The following is a 16,867-nucleotide window of genomic DNA, read 5'->3' on the forward strand; positions in this document are numbered from 1 at the left end:
GCGCTACTCCAGCCAGCCGCGCGCATGCGCGTCGGCGAGGAAGGCCCGCACTTCGGCGCCGAGCCCGGTGGTATTGAACGCCTGCTCCAGCTCGGCGATCAGCGTGTCGACGTCGCGCGTGCCGTCGCAGCGTTTGAGGATTTCGCCCGCGCTCTGATTGAGCTTCACCATCCCCTCCGGGTAGAGCAGCACGTGCGCGTTCTGCACGGTTTCCCATTGCAGCCGGAAGGGCTTTGCGATCGTCAGCGGCGTGGCGGCTTGCGCAGCCTCGCCAGCGCGAGTCGGGTCGTTCATGGCGTTCATTGCGGAAAGGCCTTTTCGATCGAGTCGAGCATGGTCCACAGAATGTCGAGCTTGAATTGCAGAATCTCGAGCGCCCGTTCCTGCTGCTCGCGTCGCGTGAAATGCGTGAGCGTCACTTCGAGCCCGTGCTCGACGTCGCGCTGCGCGAGCGAAATGCGCGAGCGGAAATACGCGAGGCCGCCCGGTTCGATCCACGGATAATGCTCGGGCCAGCTCGCCAGCCGGTCGCGATGAACCTGCGGCGCGAACATCTCGGTGAGCGACGAGCAGACTGATTCCTGCCACGGCGCGCGGCGCGCGAAATTCACATAGGCGTCGACGGCGAAGCGCACACCGGGCGTCACGTGTTCGAGCGACCAGAGCTCGTCACGCGACAGCCCGACGGCGTCCGCGAGACGCGCCCAGGTTTCGATGCCGCCTTCGGCGCCGTCGTAGCCGTCGTGGTCGAGAATGCGCAACACCCAGCGGCGGCGCGTCTCGCGGTCCGGACAGTTCGACAGCACGGCCGCGTCCTTCAGCGGAATGTTGATCTGATAGTAGAAGCGGTTTGCGACCCAGCCGCGAATCTGCTCGCGCGAGCACCCGCCGCTATTCATCTTCACATTGAACGGGTGATAGATGTGATAGGCGGTGCCTTTCGCGCGCAACTGCGCCTCGAATTCGTCGCGGCTCCACGCGGGCGCGTCGGCGTCCGGACTGCGCTGCGTGCTGGCGTCGCGCGCCGGCGGCGTCTCGTAGGTATCTTTCGCGTTCATACCGTCTCCGTTTTTTTATCACTGACAGCTCGCGCCTCGTTACTGCTCCTTCACACTTGTACGCTTTAAATTACGCTTACGCTTCAAATCACGCTTTAAAGCTCGAATGTCATCCCGTCGTAGGCGACTTCGATGCCGTGCTCGGCGAGCACGCGCCGCTCGGGGCCATCTTCGACCAGGATCGGATTGGTGTTGTTGATATGGATGAGCACCTTGCGGACCCGGCGCGCTTCGCCTTCGCGATCCGCGCGATACGCGTCGAGCGCATCCAGTGTGTCGATCATCCCGCCCGCGCCGGTCTGCGGCAGATGCCCCATGTCGGCGGCGGTCTTCTTCGACAGGCCGAGGCGGATCATTTCGTCGCCGGTCCACAACGTGCCGTCCACCAGCAGCAGGTCGGCCTCGCGCATCGCCGCGAGCACAGGCTCTTCGATCGCGCCGAGCCCTGGCGCGTAGAACACGCGCTTGCCCGACTGCAGATTCGTCAGCATGAGTCCGATGTTGTCGCCGCGTTCCGGCGCGTTGCGATGCGGCGAGTAGGGCGGCGCCTTGCTCGACAGCGGCAGCGCGTCGATGCGTATGCCGCTCAATGCGTCGACGGCGAGCGGCGCGCCGTCGAGCGCAATGCGGCGATGCTCGACGCCACAGTAGTGCGAGAGGATCGGCGCCACCGGAAAGCCGGAGCCCAGGTCTTGCCACACGGCGTCGGTTGCATAGAGCGGCAGCGGCGTGTCGCGCTCGCGCAGCATCAGCAGGCCGGTCACGTGGTCGATCTGCGCGTCCATCACGAGCACGGCGGCAATGCCGCTGTCACGCGCGCGGCGGGCGGGTTGCAGTTCGCGATTGGCCGCGATCTGCGCGAGCAGATCCGGCGACGCGTTGACGAGCAGCCAGTCCTCGCCGTTCGCGCTCACCGCGATCGACGACTGCGTGCGGCGCGTCGCTTTCAATGTTCCGCGACGCACACCGTCGCAATTGCGGCAGTTGCAGTTCCACTGCGGAAAACCGCCCCCCGCCGATGAGCCGAGCACCTTGATTTTCATGCCGCGCGGCGCAGGTTGCGCCCCTCGTGACAGGTTGAGATGAACATCGTGGCGAGCGCGCGCGCGACGCGTTCGTGCAGCGCGGGATCGCTCGCGAGATGACCGGCGCTCACGCACTCGACCTGCGCGGCCGGCACCGCGCGCGCGAGGCGCCGCAGATTCGTGGGCGGGCAGACCGGATCGCGCGAGCCGTGCACGGCGGCGAGCGGCACACCGGCGGCGGCCGCACGGCGCGCGAGCGACAGCAGCCGCGTCTCGCCGAGCCAGCAACGATGCGCGAGATAGTGACTTTGAATCCTGTATTTGCCGACCAGCTTGCGAGCGAGGCGCGGCGACTGTCGCGTTCGAGGCTGTGCGGTACGGCCGATGGCGGCACTCGCCAGCACCTCGTTTTCATAGCCGCGCCATGCCAAGGCGAGCGCGCGTTGCCGCGTCCGGTTCGCGCCGTATTGCAGACCGGCCGCGCAACGGGCCGCGAGACCCTCGGGCCATTCGCACCCGGCGGCCTCACGCAACGTCGTCGATGCGCGCGGCGCGCGTCGGCGGGAACTGACGAATAGACCGCGAACTTCGCGACCGGAAGTCAGGAACAAACCGCGCAGCACGACGCCCGTGACCGACTGCGGACACTGCCCGGCATAAGCGAGCGCGAGCGACGCGCCCCACGATCCGCCGAGCACGCCCCAACGTTCGAAGCCGAGCCGCGCGCGAATCGCTTCGAGGTCGTCGATCAGGTAGTCGGTGCGATTGTGGCGCACGCTGCCATGCGGCGTCGATGCGCCGGTGCCGCGCTGATCGACCAGCACCACGCGAAAGCGGCTCAGATCGAAGAGGCGCAGCGCGCCCGGCTGACTGCCGCTGCCAGGGCCGCCGTGCAGCACGACCACCGGCACGCCGTCGCGTGCACCGGCCGCCGCGAACCACACGCGATGACCGTCGCGCGTGCGCAGCGTACCGGTTTCGAGCGGCGGCAGCGCGTGCCGCGCGGCCTGCTGAGGGCGGCGCAGCGTCATGGCCACATCCTCGCGAGCAGGTTGTCGCGATCGATCCACTGATGCTTGAGCGCGCCGGCCACGTGCAGCACGATCAGCGCGATCAGCACATACGCGGCGACCTCGTGAATGCCGAAGAAAAGCTTGCGCAGATGCGGATCGTCCCAGCCCCACTTCGGCAGCGGGATGCCCCAGAAGCGCGTCCCGAAACGGTTGAACGACGAACCGAGATAGCCGGCCAGCGGCATCACGATCATGGCTACGTATAAAAGACCCTGCGTAATGCGCGCGGCGGCGCGTTGCCACGCTCGCATCGGCGGCAAGGGCGGCCGGTTGTAGGCCGCCAGCGCCACGATGCGCAGAAGCACCAGCAGGAAAACCGTCAGTCCGAGCGACTTGTGCAGATTGATGATCGTCGCTTTGACAGGCAAACCCTTCGGCAGTCCGACCATGTAAAAGCCCACTGCCAGCAGACCGAGGATACCGAGCGCGATCAGCCAATGCAGCGCGATCTGCACGCCGGCATAGCGCGGCCCGCGAGCGCCGACACTGCCATCGGTGCCGAGAGCCTGCTTCGCGTCCGGCGAATGCGCTGTCCTCATGCGTGTCTCCTTGATTGCTACCCGGCTATCAGTATTTCCCCTCTGCCGTCGACAGCCAGATCGCCCGTATAGCGCGTCGGCAAACGTTCCGCTTTCCACTGCGAGAACGGCGCGATTTCATCCACGAGACTGCGCACGAGCAGTGACCAGAATACGTCGAAACCGTGCCCGCCGCCGGTGAATGTCGCCGGCAGTTGCGCGGGGCGTTGAGCGAGCAGCAGCGTGCCGCGCCTCATCCCATAGGCATAATGCGCACCCAGCTTGCCGGCCACGCCGACGGTCCCCGCGACCAGCCGCGACAGCGCGAATTCGCCCGCATCGCCGCCGACCAGCACGAGGCCGCGCCGCATGCGGTCGGCGAGGCGCGCGCCCGCGTTGCCGTGAATCGTCAGCGTGCCGCCGCTCATGCCTTCCATGTCGCCGGTCAGCGCACCGGCGGCGAAATCGCCGCTGTCGCCGCTCACCGTGAGCCGCCCGCCGCGCATCTCGCAACCGGTGAAGTGACCCGCGTCGCCGTCGATGTGCAACTCGCCGCCGCTCATCTGAAAACCACTGTGGTCGCCGGCTGAACCGTGCACCGCGAGGCGCCCGCCGTCCATCTGCGCGCCCAGCCGGTCGAGCCACGCGCCGGCGTCTTCGATCACCAGCGCGGGGATGTCGGCCGCGGCGTCATCGCGCAGCACCTCGAACACATCGCCGACCGCGCAACGCTCGTTACCGGCCGGCAGCACGAGCCGCTCGATCTCCGCGACGCTCATCGCGGCCAGTGCCGTGGGCCGCAGCGCGCCCGCATCGACGCGAAAGCCGGGCGCGCTCTTCACGCGCAAAGTCGTCGTGCTCATGCGCGGCTCCCGTCGAGACCCGCCGCCAGCTCATGCAGATGGAAGTGATACGGGCCGAGCTTGCCGCCGTAGTTGCCCGCCGAAATTCGCAGCACGCCGGCCGCGCGTCCGAGCCCCGAGGCCGCGGCGATGCCGGCCGTCATCGCCGCGCCGACGTCGGCGTCGGTGAGGCCGTCGATCACGATCTCCAGCACGCAGCCGACATCCGCGCCGAGTTCGCTGCGCGCCGACAGCCCGATCAGACTCGGACAGAACGCGTCGTTGGTGGACGCGCTCGCGCCCTTGTAGCGCGAGCCGACCTTCGACCCCGAACGCACGATGCCGCCCGGAAACGGCATGATCACGTTCGGCAGCCGGCGCATCGCCGCGACGGCGGCTTCGGCGGCACCGAGCGCGGCCTCGGTGTCGCGCGCGAGAAACAGCAGGTTGCCGCCGCCGACGGCCTTCACGGTCGCCGCCGTGTCCTCGCAGACGAACTCGCCGTCCATCACCGGCACGCGCCAGTAACGGGTAGCGCCGATCATCTTCGAAATCTGCCAGCCGTCGCCGAAAAAGCGCAGGTCGCTGCCGAGCGCCGCGCGATCCGACAGCGGCGCGCGGCTGGTCGCCGGATCGATGCCGCCGAACACGGCGGTGGTCGGGCAGGTGAGCACGCATTGCCCGACGCGCCGGCCGATCTGTTTCGCCAGTTCCTTCGACGACACCGCGAACAGCAGCACCGACACGCCCGCGCGCCCGTCGGGCGTTTCGTCGGGCGCGAGCGTGCGCTCGACGCCGGCCTCGCAGCCGCAGCCGATCACCGAGGTCGCGAAACCGGTCAGCGAGTTCGCCGCGTTCATCGCCCAGGCCGGGGTGTGCGCGGTGATGACGAGCCGGGTCGCCTTCATCGGAAAGGCTTCCGCGAAAGTCGCGTCGATCGCGGTGCCGTTGATTTCGAGAGTGGCGGGGGCGTTCATCGTGTGCGCCTGGGTAGCCTGGGTCGGTCGTCGGTCACTGGCCATGGGCCAGACATTCGACAGGCAGCAGCCGTCCGCCGCGGCAACAGTTGCAGACCTCGTCGTCGCTGATCGCGGCATGCGCGAAGTTGCTCGCGAGGTTCGCCTCGCTATACGCGCGCAGCCTCTTCTCGATGCCGCGATCGAACTCCGGTGAGACGAAATGGATGCCGCCGGTCGGCGTCGCGACCAGCGTGCCGTCGCGCGCGACCAGCTCGCCGTCCTTGAACACATACGCGGGCGACGTGAACATCCGCTCGCGGTCGGGCTCGTCGCGATACACGGCGATGTCCGCAGCCGCGCCCGCACCCAGGTGGCCACGGTCGCGCAGACCGAGCAGCCTCGCGGGACCGGCGCGCGTGATGATCGCGATCTCGTATAGCGAGAATTCGCGCTTCAGTTCGGGCAGCGCGCTCGCGACCTGCGCGTCGGGATTGAGCTTCGCGAGTTGCTCGTCGCGGAACGACTTGTCCATCAGCAGGCGGATCAGGTGCGGATAACTCGTGAACGGGCCGCCGTTCGGATGATCGGTGGTCATCGCGACACGCCACGGATCGTCGACCAGCAGGAAAATCTCCAGCCCGATGATCCACTGCAACGCGTTCACGTAGCTTTGCTCGCGATAACGGAACGGCACGACGCCGCAACCCGCATCGCACTCGATATCGCCGACCACCCATTTGTGCGGCCGCGCGAGCGGGGTGTTGCGGAACTGCATCATCGTGTCACCCGAGGCCGTGACGGTCTGTCCAAAGATGATCTGGCCGACGTCGATCGACACGTTGGGCCGCGCGTTGACCGCGTCGGCAATCTGCCGCGCGCCCGACGAGAACTTTTGCGGCCCTTCGACGCCGTAACTATGAAACTGGATATGCGTCAGATGGATCGGCAGGCCGTCGGCGGCGTCCATCGTCGCGATCGTCGAATCGATGTTGCCCGGCACGCCGAGATTGCTCGCGTGCACATGCAGCGGATGCGGCACGCGCAGTTCGGTCAGCGCGCGCGACAGCGTGTGCAGCACCTCGCGCGGCGTGATGCCGTAATGCACGTGCGGCTCATCGACGTTCAGCGAACGCTGGTTGAACTTGAACGCGGAGATGCCGCCCGGGTTGACCACCTTCACGCCGAGCGCCTTGCTCGCATGAATCGTCCAGCCGACGTAATCGCGCAGACGCTCGAAGTCGTCGCGCGCCGCGAGCATTTGCAGGAACAGTTCGTCGTTACCGAGCATCACGTACGCGCCGTGATCGATGATCGGCGTGTCGCCCATTTCAAGGTGCGTGTGGCGCGCGTTGGACGGCATCATCGCCGGTTCGAACGCGGCCGTGTAGCCCATCTCGGCATAGCGGTAGCCGGTCGCGAGCGTGCCGGGTGTGCAGACGCCGCACGACGGCAGACGCAGATAGCGGCCCGCGTCGTCCTGCACCGATTCGTACGAGGCGTCGCGCAGCGGATCGGCGCGATGATCTTCGGGCAGCAGCAGCCGCGACAGATTGGTCTTGCCGCCGCCGATGTGCGAATGCATGTCGATGCCGCCTGCCATCACGATCATGCCGCTGGCGTCGTATTCGCGATCGACCGGCGTGTTGGCCTGCACGTCGACGATGCGTCCGTCGCGGAAGACCAGATCGCGGCGCTCGCCGTTTACGCCGTTGGCCGGGTCGAAGATCGTGCCGCCTTTCAATCGGACCAGGGTCATTGCGGCTCCTGGCGGGTCTGCCGCCCGATCGACCGGGTGCTCAAGCTGGCGCTCAAGCGCGTGGCAAGCGAGGCGACCGGCTCCAGCGCGGCGCCGCGCGCGGCGGCGAGCGGCATCACGACCGAGCTGTCCACGCGAAACAGATGACCGCCGCTGTCGATCCCCGGCGTCGCGACGGGGATGAAGACGGTGTTCGCGCCGCGCGCCTGGGCCGCCTGAGCGAGCGCCGGATGACCGAGCACGATCAACGGAACCGCCGGATCGAGCGACGCCGGCCATGCATACGGCTCGAAGCTCGCGACCCATAGCAGCGCGTCGACTTCGCGGTCGGCGAGTAGCCGTGCCGTGCGATAGCGGTACGGGTCATGATCGAGCGGCGCGGTGCCGGTGGTCCGGGAGGGCGTCGACACGCGTGTACGCAGCGGCATGCCGGACAGCCAGGTCACGCTCTGATTGACCGTCAAGCCGCCGTCGCCGCCGCCGAGCGCGAGACACGCCGCGCGGCTCGTGCGGTTCACCGCCTTGACGATCCGGTTCAGCGCTTCGATGAGCAACGCCGCGTGCGGGCCCGGGAGGGCGCCCGGCTCGTAGACGAGCACCGTGTAGCTCGCCGCCGCGATGCGCGCCTGAAGCGCCGCGAGCGCCGCGGCCGCGCCATTGTCGTTGGCGTTGCCACTGCCGTTATTCAGCGCATCGACGGTGCGCCCTTCGGCTAGCGCGGACCATCGCGCGAGCGTGTCGAAAGGATCGGCGTTCGGCAGCAGCGCTTCCGTGCGCGTGTTCGCAAGACCCGCAGCGCCGCCCACTGCCGGGTCCACGCCGCAGCCGACAAACACCAGTTCGCGCGCGATGTCGGTGCCCGCCAGGGTTCGCGTGAAAAAACGCGGATGACTGCGCGATGGCTGGCAGCCGAAGAACACCAGCAAACTGGCGCGCGAACGCACTTCGGATAGCGTCGTGAAAAACGAACCCCGGTCCTGCAACGCGAGCGTCGCCGGAGTCAATGCTTCGCCGTGCAGATGATCGAGAATCGCGCCGCAACCCGCCGCGAGCGAGTAGAGCGCGCGGGCGCCGGCGACGTCGGTGGCGAGTCCGCCGAACAACGGACGGCGTGCGTTCGCGAGTATTTGCGCGGCGCGCGCCAACGCGTCGTCGAGCTCGGCCGCATTGCCATCGACCACGCAGCCGCATGAAGCATCCGTCGCGCCGAACCGCGCGAGCGCTTGTGCAAGCCGTGGGCACTCGGTGTCCGGCACGCTGAGCGTGCCGTCGCCATGCGATCCGACGACGAGGTCGTCACACAGCAATGAACAGAACGGGCAGGTCCAGTCGCGTGTGATGAGCGGCGCACCCACGGCGGCAGCGTCCGGTGCGTCGAGTGCATTCGTGCGAGGGGTCGATGGATCGGTGGGCGAAAGGTGCATGGCGCATTTTTAGCAAGCTCCATGCCGATCGACGCAGCGACCGACGACGCGCTCACCCAGCGGATGACCGGCACGGTCGTGCTGCTTTGCGTTCAGCGATATTCAACGCCGCGCGAGGCGTTCGCGTGCGTACTTGGTTCGCGATGCCGGCGCACCGTTTCCACGTCCGTGCGCCGGACAGGTTGTGTGCGCGGCTGGAGCAGAGTGTCACGCGCAGCCCGCCTGGCTTGCGGTTCGTTTACCGGCGCGGCGCGCTTGTCGCGTGGCATGGAAATTGTATGGAAAGCCTAGGACGTTTGCGCGTGCGCGACGCTGATCTGCCGGTCGTGCAGCGCGGAGGCGACCAGCCAGGCGGCGGCGCCGGTGCCGGCGGCAGCGCCCAGATCGGCGCGATTGCGGATGCCGCCCGCACCGATCACCGTGGTGTGCGGTGCGGCGCTGGCGCGGATGCGTTCGAACGTGTCGAGGTCCGGGCCCGCGTAACTGCCGACCTGATCGAGCGTCATCGCGATCACGCGCGACGGCCACCACGCCGACGAACGTTCGAGCGAGGTGGCCGCGAGCAACTCGCCATTGCGCTGATCGAGCGACAGGATCGGTGCGAGGCCGGCGGCTTGCGCGGTGTGCAGGGCGTGGCGATCGCGCAGCGACTCGGTGCCGAACACCGGCACGAGGGTCGCGAGCGAGTGGTGGTGAGCAGCAGGGGCGTCGCGTTGAGTGATGGCGTCGATGTGGTCGAACAGCGCGCGCATCGACGCGTAGTCCGCATAGCCCGCGTCGAGCCACAGTTCGATGCCGGGCAACGCGGCGCGCAACGTGGCGAGCACCGGCGCATGCGCGCCGCGTTGCAGGATGGCGCCGAGGTCGGCGATATACAGCGTGCTTGCGCCGCTGGTGGCAAGCAGCGCGCGGGCAATGGGAAGCGGCTCGCTGGCCGCCGTGAGAAGCGACTGGATGGGCCGATAGGCTGTCCGATCGCCGCGCACCGCGCGCACGACATGGCCGTCGAGCAGATCGAGAACCGGTATCACCTGCATAGGGGCGCGTTCCTTTGACCAAGATCTTTGTCTACGAGTATCTCACCGGCGGCGGCATCGATCCCGCGCTTGCCGGCGCAGGCAGTCTCGCCGACCTGAGCGCGCTGATCGTCGAAGGACGCGTGATGCGCGACGCGCTGGTCGCCGATCTGCGCGAAGTCGACGGCGTGCAGGTCACCTTCGCGACCTCGCGCTTCGAAACGCCCGACGCCGGGCAGCGCCATTGTATGGCCGCGCCCGGTGAATCGATGACGGCCTTCGTCGCCCGCGCGGCGCGCGAGCACGACTATGCGTGGATCATCGCCCCTGAATGCGACGGCCTGCTGCTGCGATTTCACGATGCGGTCGGCACGGCGCGCTGGCTCGGCTGCGCGAAGGAGGCGATCCGCGTGGCGTCGAGCAAGAGCGCGACGGCCGCGTGTCTCGCCGCGCATGGGATTGCGGCGACGCCCGCGCTCGAACCGGAGCAGGCGGGCGACCCCGGCGAGGCGGACACAGGGGACACGGCGAGCAATGCAGGCAAGGCGGGCAAGCCCGGCAAAGGCCGCTGGGTCGTCAAACCGGACGACGGCGCGGGCGGCCTCGACACCTTCGTGTTCGACCGCTTCGTCGACGCGTGCGCCGAATACGAGGCGCGCGCGGCAGCAGCGCGCAATCCGGTGCTTCAGGCGTGGGTCGACGGCGAGCCGCTGAGTCTGTCGCTGATCTGCAGCGATCAGCATGCCGAACTGATCAGCATCAACCGTCAGCAGATCGGCCTGAGCGGCGGGGACGCGCTGCGCGAGCAACCGCACATCGTCGAGTTCGACGGCGTGCTGGTCGACCAGATCGATCCTCTCAGCGACGCAGGCCGCACGCTCGCCGCGCTCGCGCAACGCGTCGCCGCGGCGATACCGGGCTTGCGCGGCTTCGTCGGCATCGACGTGGTATGGCATCCGCAGCGCGGACCGGTCGTGATCGAAGTGAATCCGCGCCTGACCGTCGCTTATGCGGGGTTGTCGGCGGTGCGCGGCGTTCAGCTTGCGAGTGCGTTGCTGGCGGCGCATGGGGTGCGCGTCGAGCGATCCGCGACGGCGCGCGAGAGCCCGTCGCAATCGGCTCTCGGAGCGCGGCCTTGAGCGCGGCGCATTCGGCGGCAGCGGCAACGGATGCGATCGCATTCGGCTGGGACGTCGGCGGCGCGCATGTGAAAGTGTCGCTGGCCGATCGCAGCGGCGCCGTGCTCGACGTCGTGCAATGGGCTTGCCCGCTGTGGCAGGGACTCGATCATCTGGAACGCACCGTCGACCTCGTGTTCGAGCGCTGGCCGCAGGCTCGCGCGGCCGACGCGCTGCACGCGGTGACGATGACCGGCGAAATGGTCGACCTGTTCGCGGACCGCGCCGAAGGCGTGCGCGCGATCGTCGCGGCACTCGCGCACCGGCTCGGCACGCGGCTGCGCTTTTACGCCGGCGACGCCGGCTGGCTCGCCGCCGACGCAGGCGCGAGCGGCTGGCGCCACATCGCGTCGGCGAACTGGCTCGCCACCGCGCGCTCGGTCGCGACCCGCGCGGCAAATGCGCTGCTCGTCGATATCGGCAGCACGACCACCGACATCATCCCGATCGTCGGCGGCCGCGTCGTCGCGCGCGCGTCCACCGACGCCGGGCGGCTCGCCACCGGCGAGCTCGTGTATCAAGGTGTCGTGCGCACGCCGTTGTGCGGCATCGCGCATCGCATCGACTTTGCGGGCGTCACGGTCAACGTGATGAACGAATGGTTCGCGACCAGCGCCGACATCTACCGGCTGACCGGCGAACTCGACCCCGTGTACGACGTGCATCCGAGCGCGGACCAGGGGCCGAAGACGGAGGCCGCGAGTTGCGCGCGGCTCGCCCGCATGATCGGACGCGATGCGCCTGAAGCCACGACGATCGAATGGCGCCGCTTCGCGCAGCGCTGGCGCGCGCTCCAGTTGCGCGAAATCGGTGTGAACCTGGCGCGGGTGGCCGCCGCGCATCCGCCACTGACCGCCGCGCCGCTGGTGGGCGCGGGATGCGGCCGCTTCCTCGCCGCCGCGTTGGCGCGTGAAGAGGCGCGCGGCTACCTCGACTTCGGCGCGCTCGCGGGCGTGCCGGAGCGTTGTGCGGCGTGGGCGGCGACTTGCGCGCCGAGCGTGGCGGTGGCGCTGCTCGCGCTGGACGGACGCGACATCGACGAGCCACGCGAGCGAGCGGCGTGAATTGAGACGTGATTGAAAACGGCGGCGCGCGTCGCCGTCCAACGATGAGGGCGTGCGGGAATGCCGATACGCCGACGACATGGTCGACGCATGAGCGGTTCGCAGCGTGACGGAACACAGACGGGCACTCAACTGGAAGAGGACAACAGTCATGTGGGTGGTCAAGATCGGAGGCAGTCTCAGTCATGAACCGACGCTGCGCCACTGGCTCGCCGAGCTATGCGAGGTTGGGGGCGGGCGGGTCGTCATCGTGCCGGGCGGCGGCGATTTCGCGGACAAGGTCCGGCAGTATCAGAACGAATGGCTTTTCGACGATCTCGCCGCGCACAACATGTCGCTGCTCGCGATGACGCAATACGCGCTGCTGATGAAAGGGGTGTTGCCCGAGCTCGTGCTGGCGTCGAGCGAGGCGAAGATCCGGCGCACGTTGCGCGACGGACACGTGGCCGTGTGGGTGCCGACCGCGTTGATGCGCGACACGCCCGACGCGATGAGCAACTGGGACACGACCTCGGACAGCCTCGCGGCGTGGCTGTCGACGATGCTCAACGCGGAGCGGCTGATCGTGGTGAAGTCCTGTCCGATCGCCGCCGACGATCCGCTCGAAACGCTGGCGGCGGCAGGCGTGGTGGACCGCCGTTTCGTCGACTATGTGAAGGACGCGAACTATGTGGTCGAACTGTTCGACAAGCACAGCGTGGCGCTGATGCGGGACCGGCTGCTGAACAGTCCGGTGACGTGAGGGGCAGGTTCAACGCGTTGATTTATTGCGGACGCGCCTCGCGAGGGACGCCTTGCTTGCCGGCGCCTCCCGCTTACCAAACTTCAGGCCTACAGATCTACAACCGCGCCGCGTTCGCGCCACCGTGCGCCCCAGCGCCAACGCCCGCACCCACATCACCGCCCGGCCGATGCAACGCGCTGGCCCATTGCGCGACGCGTTGCGGATCGAGCCGCGAGCGCCGGCCGTCCGCGCACAACGCGGTGCGAAAGCCCGCGACGTCGGGCGCGAGCGCGCGGATCTGCTCCAGTTGCGCCCAGCCGAGCGCCCCCGCGATGCCGCCCATCGCGCCGCGTGCGCGCGTGAGCCGCAACCAGCGCGCGAGCGACTCGACATCCACGTGATCGAACAGCGTGTTGCCGTCCTTGCCCGCCGTGTCGAACATCACGCCGGCGAAGCCGAGCGATGCCGTGTGCGAGACCAGTTCGTCGTCCATGCCGCCGTCGCACAGAAGCACCGGCACCACCGTTGCGGGCAGCGTAGCCAGTTGCTCGAGGCAGCGGCGCGCGGCCGGTCCGCGTGCGACGCCGACCTTCACGTAGTCGATGCCCGCGTCGCTGACTTCGATCACGCGCGCGGCGATCTCGTCGAACGCGTCGGCCGGCACGTCGCCGATCGTCGCGCTGATCGGCTTGACCGGGTAGCGCGCGCGCAACTGCCGGGCAATGTGCGTAATGTCGCCGATCGACAATCCGCCAAGCGCGCCCGCGTTCGGCTCTTTCAGGTCGATCAGTTCGGCGCCGGCGCGAGCGGCGTCGAATGCTTCGTCATCCGAGCGGACGCTCGCAAGCAATGCGGTCATCGGTCATCTCCGGGAAAGCTAGTGGTGGACGGCAGCGGTGGCGGTCTGGCCGCCGGATGATTCGAGGCTCGCGCGATGCCGCGCGACCGCAGCGACGAGCCAGTCCCATGCGGTGCGTTCGTTGTCGCCGGCGGTTTTGTCGATCGCGATCTGCAGGTAAGCCATCTCGCGATCGACCTTGTCGGCCGGCAGCATGAAGAGACGGCTCACCAGAATCGCGCCTTCGACCACGGCCGATTGCGCGCGATTGAAGCCGGTGAACGGCGCGTGCGTTTCGCGGTGCACGCACTTCATGCGCAGCACCGGGCGTTGCGCGTCGTCGCGCAGTTCATCGAGTTCGAATTCCGCATGCGCGAGCGATTCGGCCAGGCGCACGCTCGCGACGCGACTTGCGGCGACCGTGGGCCAGTCGCTTGCGCAATGCGTGACGCAGCCCGCGAAGACGCGCACGTCGGTGGTGAAGTTCAGAACCGCCGCCCGCGACGCGACGATATTGTCGAGCGTCACGGACGGACGAAAAGGAGAAAGGATGACATGGTCACCCTCGAAACGCGCCCCCATCGGGGCGACGTGAGGACGGCCATCGCACGCTGCCGTGGTGACGATCGTTTCGTGGATCATGGATGAGAACGCGTGTCCTGACAGCGCCGGAAGGCCGGCCGGTTAGCTAACGACAATGACGATCCGCAAAAGGGCCGCAGCGTGCGGCCCGTCTACGGGCTTAACGCGTAGCGACATACATCACGATTTCAAAACCGAGACGCACATCGGTGTAGCTCGGAGTGGTCCATTGCATACGTGCTTCCTCCATGGTTTGAAACTGCGTTGCGCCGCCCGCCCGACGTGATGCCGGACTTCGACGGCATCCAGCATGACGCAAGCTTTATGCCCAAGCGCGATGCCGAAGCGATGCTCCGGCGCGCGTTCGACCGGCAATACAGCGCCTGCCGAATTACGCCGGCGCCACAGCCGCGTAGCTTGCTGGAAGGCGTGCCGCGCGGTGTGGCGGAAACGAAGCAAAGTGTTCCATCGCTTTCCTATGAATCCCGGTGCGCTGTCACGTTCGTCCTTTGCATCGCCTCCCGGACATTCTGCACCCAATCGCCGCGCGCTGCCGGGAATCCATTCCGCGCTATGCGATCGATAACGGATCGGTTAAGTCTGCCAAATAAAATCGTGAATTCCCCTTGGCGTCCGACGTGCCTACAGTGCAACACAAGCGCTTCGTTCTCCCGGCAACGCGCTTCCCACTTTCGAGGACACGTCATGAACGATTTCAGTCAACCGGTGATCGAGACCATCCGCAATCCTGGCAATCCCCGCGAACGGTATGCGGCAGGCGTCATGAAATATCGCGAGATGGGTTACTGGCAACCCGACTATGAGCCGAAGGAAACCGACGTGATCGCGCTGTTTCGCATCACGCCGCAACCGGGCGTGGACCCCGAAGAGGCGGCGGCCGCCGTGGCGGGCGAATCGTCGACAGCCACGTGGACCGTGGTGTGGACCGACCGGCTCACCGCGTGCGATATGTATCGCGCCAAAGCCTATCGCGTTGACCCTGTGCCGAACGCGCGTGCCGACGAGCCGCAGTATTTCGCGTATATCGCTTATGAACTCGATCTGTTCGAAGAGGGCTCGGTGGCGAACCTCACCGCGTCGATTATCGGCAACGTGTTCGGTTTCAAGCCGTTGAAGGCGCTGCGTCTCGAAGACATGCGCATCCCGGTTGCCTATCTGAAGACGTTCCAGGGGCCGCCGACCGGCATCGTCGTCGAGCGTGAGCGGCTCGACAAGTATGGGCGGCCGCTGCTCGGCGCGACGGTCAAGCCGAAGCTGGGCCTGTCGGGCAAGAACTATGGGCGCGTGGTGTATGAGGGCTTGCGCGGCGGCCTCGATTTTCTGAAGGACGACGAGAACATCAACTCGCAGGCGTTCATGCACTGGCGCGACCGCTTTCTGTTTTCGTTGGACGCGGTGAACCGCGCGCAAGCGGAAACCGGCGAGGTGAAAGGCCACTATCTGAACGTCACGGCCGGCACGATGGAGGACATGTACGAGCGCGCAGAATTCGCGAAGGAACTCGGCTCGTGCATCGTGATGATCGATCTGGTGATCGGCTGGACCGCAATTCAGTCGATGTCGCGCTGGGCCCGCAAGAACGACATGATCCTGCATCTGCATCGCGCCGGGCACAGCACGTACACACGGCAACGCAATCACGGCATCTCGTTTCGCGTGATCGCGAAGTGGCTGCGCATGGCGGGTGTCGATCATGCGCACGCGGGCACGGCGGTCGGCAAGCTCGAAGGCGATCCGCTCGCGGTGCAGGGCTACTACAACGTGTGCCGCGACGCGCACAACGCGGTCGATCTGTCGCGCGGCATCTTCTTCGATCAACCGTGGGCCGGCTTGCGCAAGGTGATGCCGGTGGCCTCCGGCGGCATTCACGCGGGGCAGATGCACCAGTTGCTCGACCTGTTCGGCGACGACGCGATCCTGCAGTTCGGCGGCGGCACGATCGGCCATCCGGCCGGGATCCAGGCGGGCGCGGTCGCGAACCGCGTCGCGCTCGAAGCGATGGTGAAGGCGCGCAACGAAGGTCGCGACATTCTCAACGAAGGGCCGGAGGTGCTCGAAGCGGCCGCGCGCTGGTGCACGCCGCTCAAGCAGGCGCTCGATACGTGGCGCGACGTGACCTTCAACTACGCGTCGACCGATACGCCCGATTTCGCCGCCACACCGACGGCGGCGTAAGCCGACACGACGCCGTCTGCAAGTTACCCACGCGACGCCAGCGCGCCGGCTCGATAGCGGCCGCCGCTCGTCACGCAGCGCTGCACGCGGTGCCACCGCACCGCGCGAGCGACTGCTGGCGTCGTTCTTCTGAACGCGACATAGATCAACGAGGTTCGTCATGCGTATTACACAAGGAACGTTCTCCTTCCTGCCCGAGCTGAGCGATGAAGAGATCAGCCTGCAGATCGACTACGCGCTGAGCCAGGGCTGGGCATGTTCGGTCGAATTCACCGATGACCCGCATCCGCGCAACACCTACTGGGAAATGTGGGGCCTGCCGATGTTCGATCTGCACGACGCCGCGGGCGTATTGCAGGAAGTGAAAGCCTGCCGCGCGGCACGTCCGCAGCACTACATCAAGGTCAACGCGTTCGATTCGGTGCGCAGCTTCGAGACGATGCGGCTGTCGTTCATCGTCAACCGGCCGGATGTGGAGCCGGGCTTCCGTCTGCACCGTCAGGACGTGCATGGGCGCGTGCAGCGCTACAGCCTGTCGAGCTATGCGGGCGACCGGCCGTCGGGCGAACGCTACGGCCCGGCCAGTTGAATGCTCACGCACGACGCGAGGCACG

General features: G+C 67.4%; 18 protein-coding genes. 5 read left to right on the forward strand and 13 right to left on the reverse strand.

The features are described from left to right. Window positions 1-3: 3 nt before the first annotated feature. From pqqD to BGI01S_RS12250, 10 genes are all read right to left on the reverse strand, one after another. Window positions 4-294, reverse strand: a complete 291-nt coding sequence (gene pqqD, locus BGI01S_RS12205) for a pyrroloquinoline quinone biosynthesis peptide chaperone PqqD (protein ID WP_042325996.1) — start codon at window positions 292-294, stop codon at window positions 4-6. 5 nt (window positions 295-299) lie between these two features. Then, window positions 300-1,058 (reverse strand): pyrroloquinoline-quinone synthase PqqC, encoded by a 759-nt coding sequence (pqqC, locus tag BGI01S_RS12210; protein ID WP_042325604.1) that lies wholly within the window; start codon window positions 1,056-1,058, stop codon window positions 300-302. Between the two features lie 95 nt (window positions 1,059-1,153). Then, on the reverse strand, window positions 1,154-2,101 hold the full coding sequence (gene pqqB / locus BGI01S_RS12215) for a pyrroloquinoline quinone biosynthesis protein PqqB (protein WP_042325606.1): 948 nt from the start codon (window positions 2,099-2,101) through the stop codon (window positions 1,154-1,156). Then, window positions 2,098-3,114 (reverse strand): alpha/beta fold hydrolase, encoded by a 1,017-nt coding sequence (locus BGI01S_RS12220; RefSeq protein ID WP_042325608.1) that lies wholly within the window; start codon window positions 3,112-3,114, stop codon window positions 2,098-2,100. Before BGI01S_RS12220 ends, pqqB begins: the two co-directional genes overlap by 4 nt. Beyond that, the gene (locus tag BGI01S_RS12225; RefSeq protein ID WP_042325610.1) at window positions 3,111-3,695 is read right to left on the reverse strand and encodes a cytochrome b; all 585 of its coding nucleotides are present in this window, start codon (window positions 3,693-3,695) and stop codon (window positions 3,111-3,113) included. The genes BGI01S_RS12220 and BGI01S_RS12225 overlap by 4 nt, the downstream gene beginning before the upstream one ends. A gap of 17 nt (window positions 3,696-3,712) precedes the next feature. Further along, window positions 3,713-4,537 (reverse strand): formylmethanofuran dehydrogenase subunit C, encoded by an 825-nt coding sequence (locus BGI01S_RS12230; protein WP_042325612.1) that lies wholly within the window; start codon window positions 4,535-4,537, stop codon window positions 3,713-3,715. Next, window positions 4,534-5,493: a formylmethanofuran--tetrahydromethanopterin N-formyltransferase gene (gene fhcD, locus BGI01S_RS12235; RefSeq protein ID WP_042325615.1), complete on the reverse strand. Its 960-nt coding sequence runs from the start codon at window positions 5,491-5,493 to the stop codon at window positions 4,534-4,536. The genes BGI01S_RS12230 and fhcD overlap by 4 nt, the downstream gene beginning before the upstream one ends. A gap of 34 nt (window positions 5,494-5,527) precedes the next feature. Beyond that, window positions 5,528-7,231 carry a formylmethanofuran dehydrogenase subunit A gene (locus tag BGI01S_RS12240; RefSeq protein WP_042325617.1) on the reverse strand — a complete coding sequence of 568 codons (1,704 nt, stop codon included), beginning with the start codon at window positions 7,229-7,231 and terminating at the stop codon, window positions 5,528-5,530. Continuing rightward, window positions 7,228-8,655 (reverse strand): molybdopterin-binding domain-containing protein, encoded by a 1,428-nt coding sequence (locus BGI01S_RS12245; RefSeq protein WP_042325618.1) that lies wholly within the window; start codon window positions 8,653-8,655, stop codon window positions 7,228-7,230. Before BGI01S_RS12245 ends, BGI01S_RS12240 begins: the two co-directional genes overlap by 4 nt. Window positions 8,656-8,942: 287 nt before the next feature. Continuing rightward, the gene (locus BGI01S_RS12250; RefSeq protein WP_042325621.1) at window positions 8,943-9,692 is read right to left on the reverse strand and encodes a HisA/HisF-related TIM barrel protein; all 750 of its coding nucleotides are present in this window, start codon (window positions 9,690-9,692) and stop codon (window positions 8,943-8,945) included. Window positions 9,693-9,706: 14 nt separating this feature from the next. Between BGI01S_RS12250 and BGI01S_RS12255 the strand changes: the two genes are divergently transcribed. The 3 genes from BGI01S_RS12255 to BGI01S_RS12265 all read left to right on the forward strand — a co-directional run bounded on the left by BGI01S_RS12255 (window position 9,707) and on the right by BGI01S_RS12265 (window position 12,655). Then, window positions 9,707-10,810, forward strand: coding sequence for an ATP-grasp domain-containing protein (locus tag BGI01S_RS12255; RefSeq protein WP_042325623.1), 1,104 nt, complete (start codon window positions 9,707-9,709; stop codon window positions 10,808-10,810). Beyond that, window positions 10,807-11,913: a hydantoinase/oxoprolinase family protein gene (locus BGI01S_RS12260; RefSeq protein WP_042325625.1), complete on the forward strand. Its 1,107-nt coding sequence runs from the start codon at window positions 10,807-10,809 to the stop codon at window positions 11,911-11,913. Before BGI01S_RS12255 ends, BGI01S_RS12260 begins: the two co-directional genes overlap by 4 nt. A 151-nt stretch (window positions 11,914-12,064) precedes the next feature. Further along, window positions 12,065-12,655, forward strand: a complete 591-nt coding sequence (locus tag BGI01S_RS12265; RefSeq protein WP_042325627.1) for an amino acid kinase family protein — start codon at window positions 12,065-12,067, stop codon at window positions 12,653-12,655. A gap of 97 nt (window positions 12,656-12,752) precedes the next feature. Here the strand turns inward: BGI01S_RS12265 and BGI01S_RS12270 are convergent, their stop codons facing one another. From BGI01S_RS12270 to pqqA, 3 genes are all read right to left on the reverse strand, one after another. Continuing rightward, complete coding sequence (locus tag BGI01S_RS12270) at window positions 12,753-13,496, reverse strand: (5-formylfuran-3-yl)methyl phosphate synthase (protein WP_042325629.1); 744 nt, start codon at window positions 13,494-13,496, stop codon at window positions 12,753-12,755. Between the two features lie 18 nt (window positions 13,497-13,514). Next, complete coding sequence (locus tag BGI01S_RS12275; protein ID WP_042325631.1) at window positions 13,515-14,117, reverse strand: DUF447 domain-containing protein; 603 nt, start codon at window positions 14,115-14,117, stop codon at window positions 13,515-13,517. Window positions 14,118-14,217: 100 nt separating this feature from the next. Then, window positions 14,218-14,307: a pyrroloquinoline quinone precursor peptide PqqA gene (gene pqqA / locus BGI01S_RS31380; RefSeq protein ID WP_035496610.1), complete on the reverse strand. Its 90-nt coding sequence runs from the start codon at window positions 14,305-14,307 to the stop codon at window positions 14,218-14,220. 455 nt (window positions 14,308-14,762) lie between these two features. Here pqqA and BGI01S_RS12285 point away from each other — a divergent pair, with 455 nt between their 5' ends. After that, window positions 14,763-16,253 carry a ribulose-bisphosphate carboxylase large subunit gene (locus BGI01S_RS12285; RefSeq protein WP_042325636.1) on the forward strand — a complete coding sequence of 497 codons (1,491 nt, stop codon included), beginning with the start codon at window positions 14,763-14,765 and terminating at the stop codon, window positions 16,251-16,253. A gap of 160 nt (window positions 16,254-16,413) precedes the next feature. After that, window positions 16,414-16,842 (forward strand): ribulose bisphosphate carboxylase small subunit, encoded by a 429-nt coding sequence (locus BGI01S_RS12290; protein ID WP_042325639.1) that lies wholly within the window; start codon window positions 16,414-16,416, stop codon window positions 16,840-16,842. Window positions 16,843-16,867 lie beyond the last annotated feature (25 nt).

The sequence above is a fragment of the Paraburkholderia ginsengisoli NBRC 100965 genome (assembly GCF_000739735.1).
In the GTDB taxonomy this organism is placed as follows: Bacteria; Pseudomonadota; Gammaproteobacteria; order Burkholderiales; family Burkholderiaceae; genus Paraburkholderia; species Paraburkholderia ginsengisoli.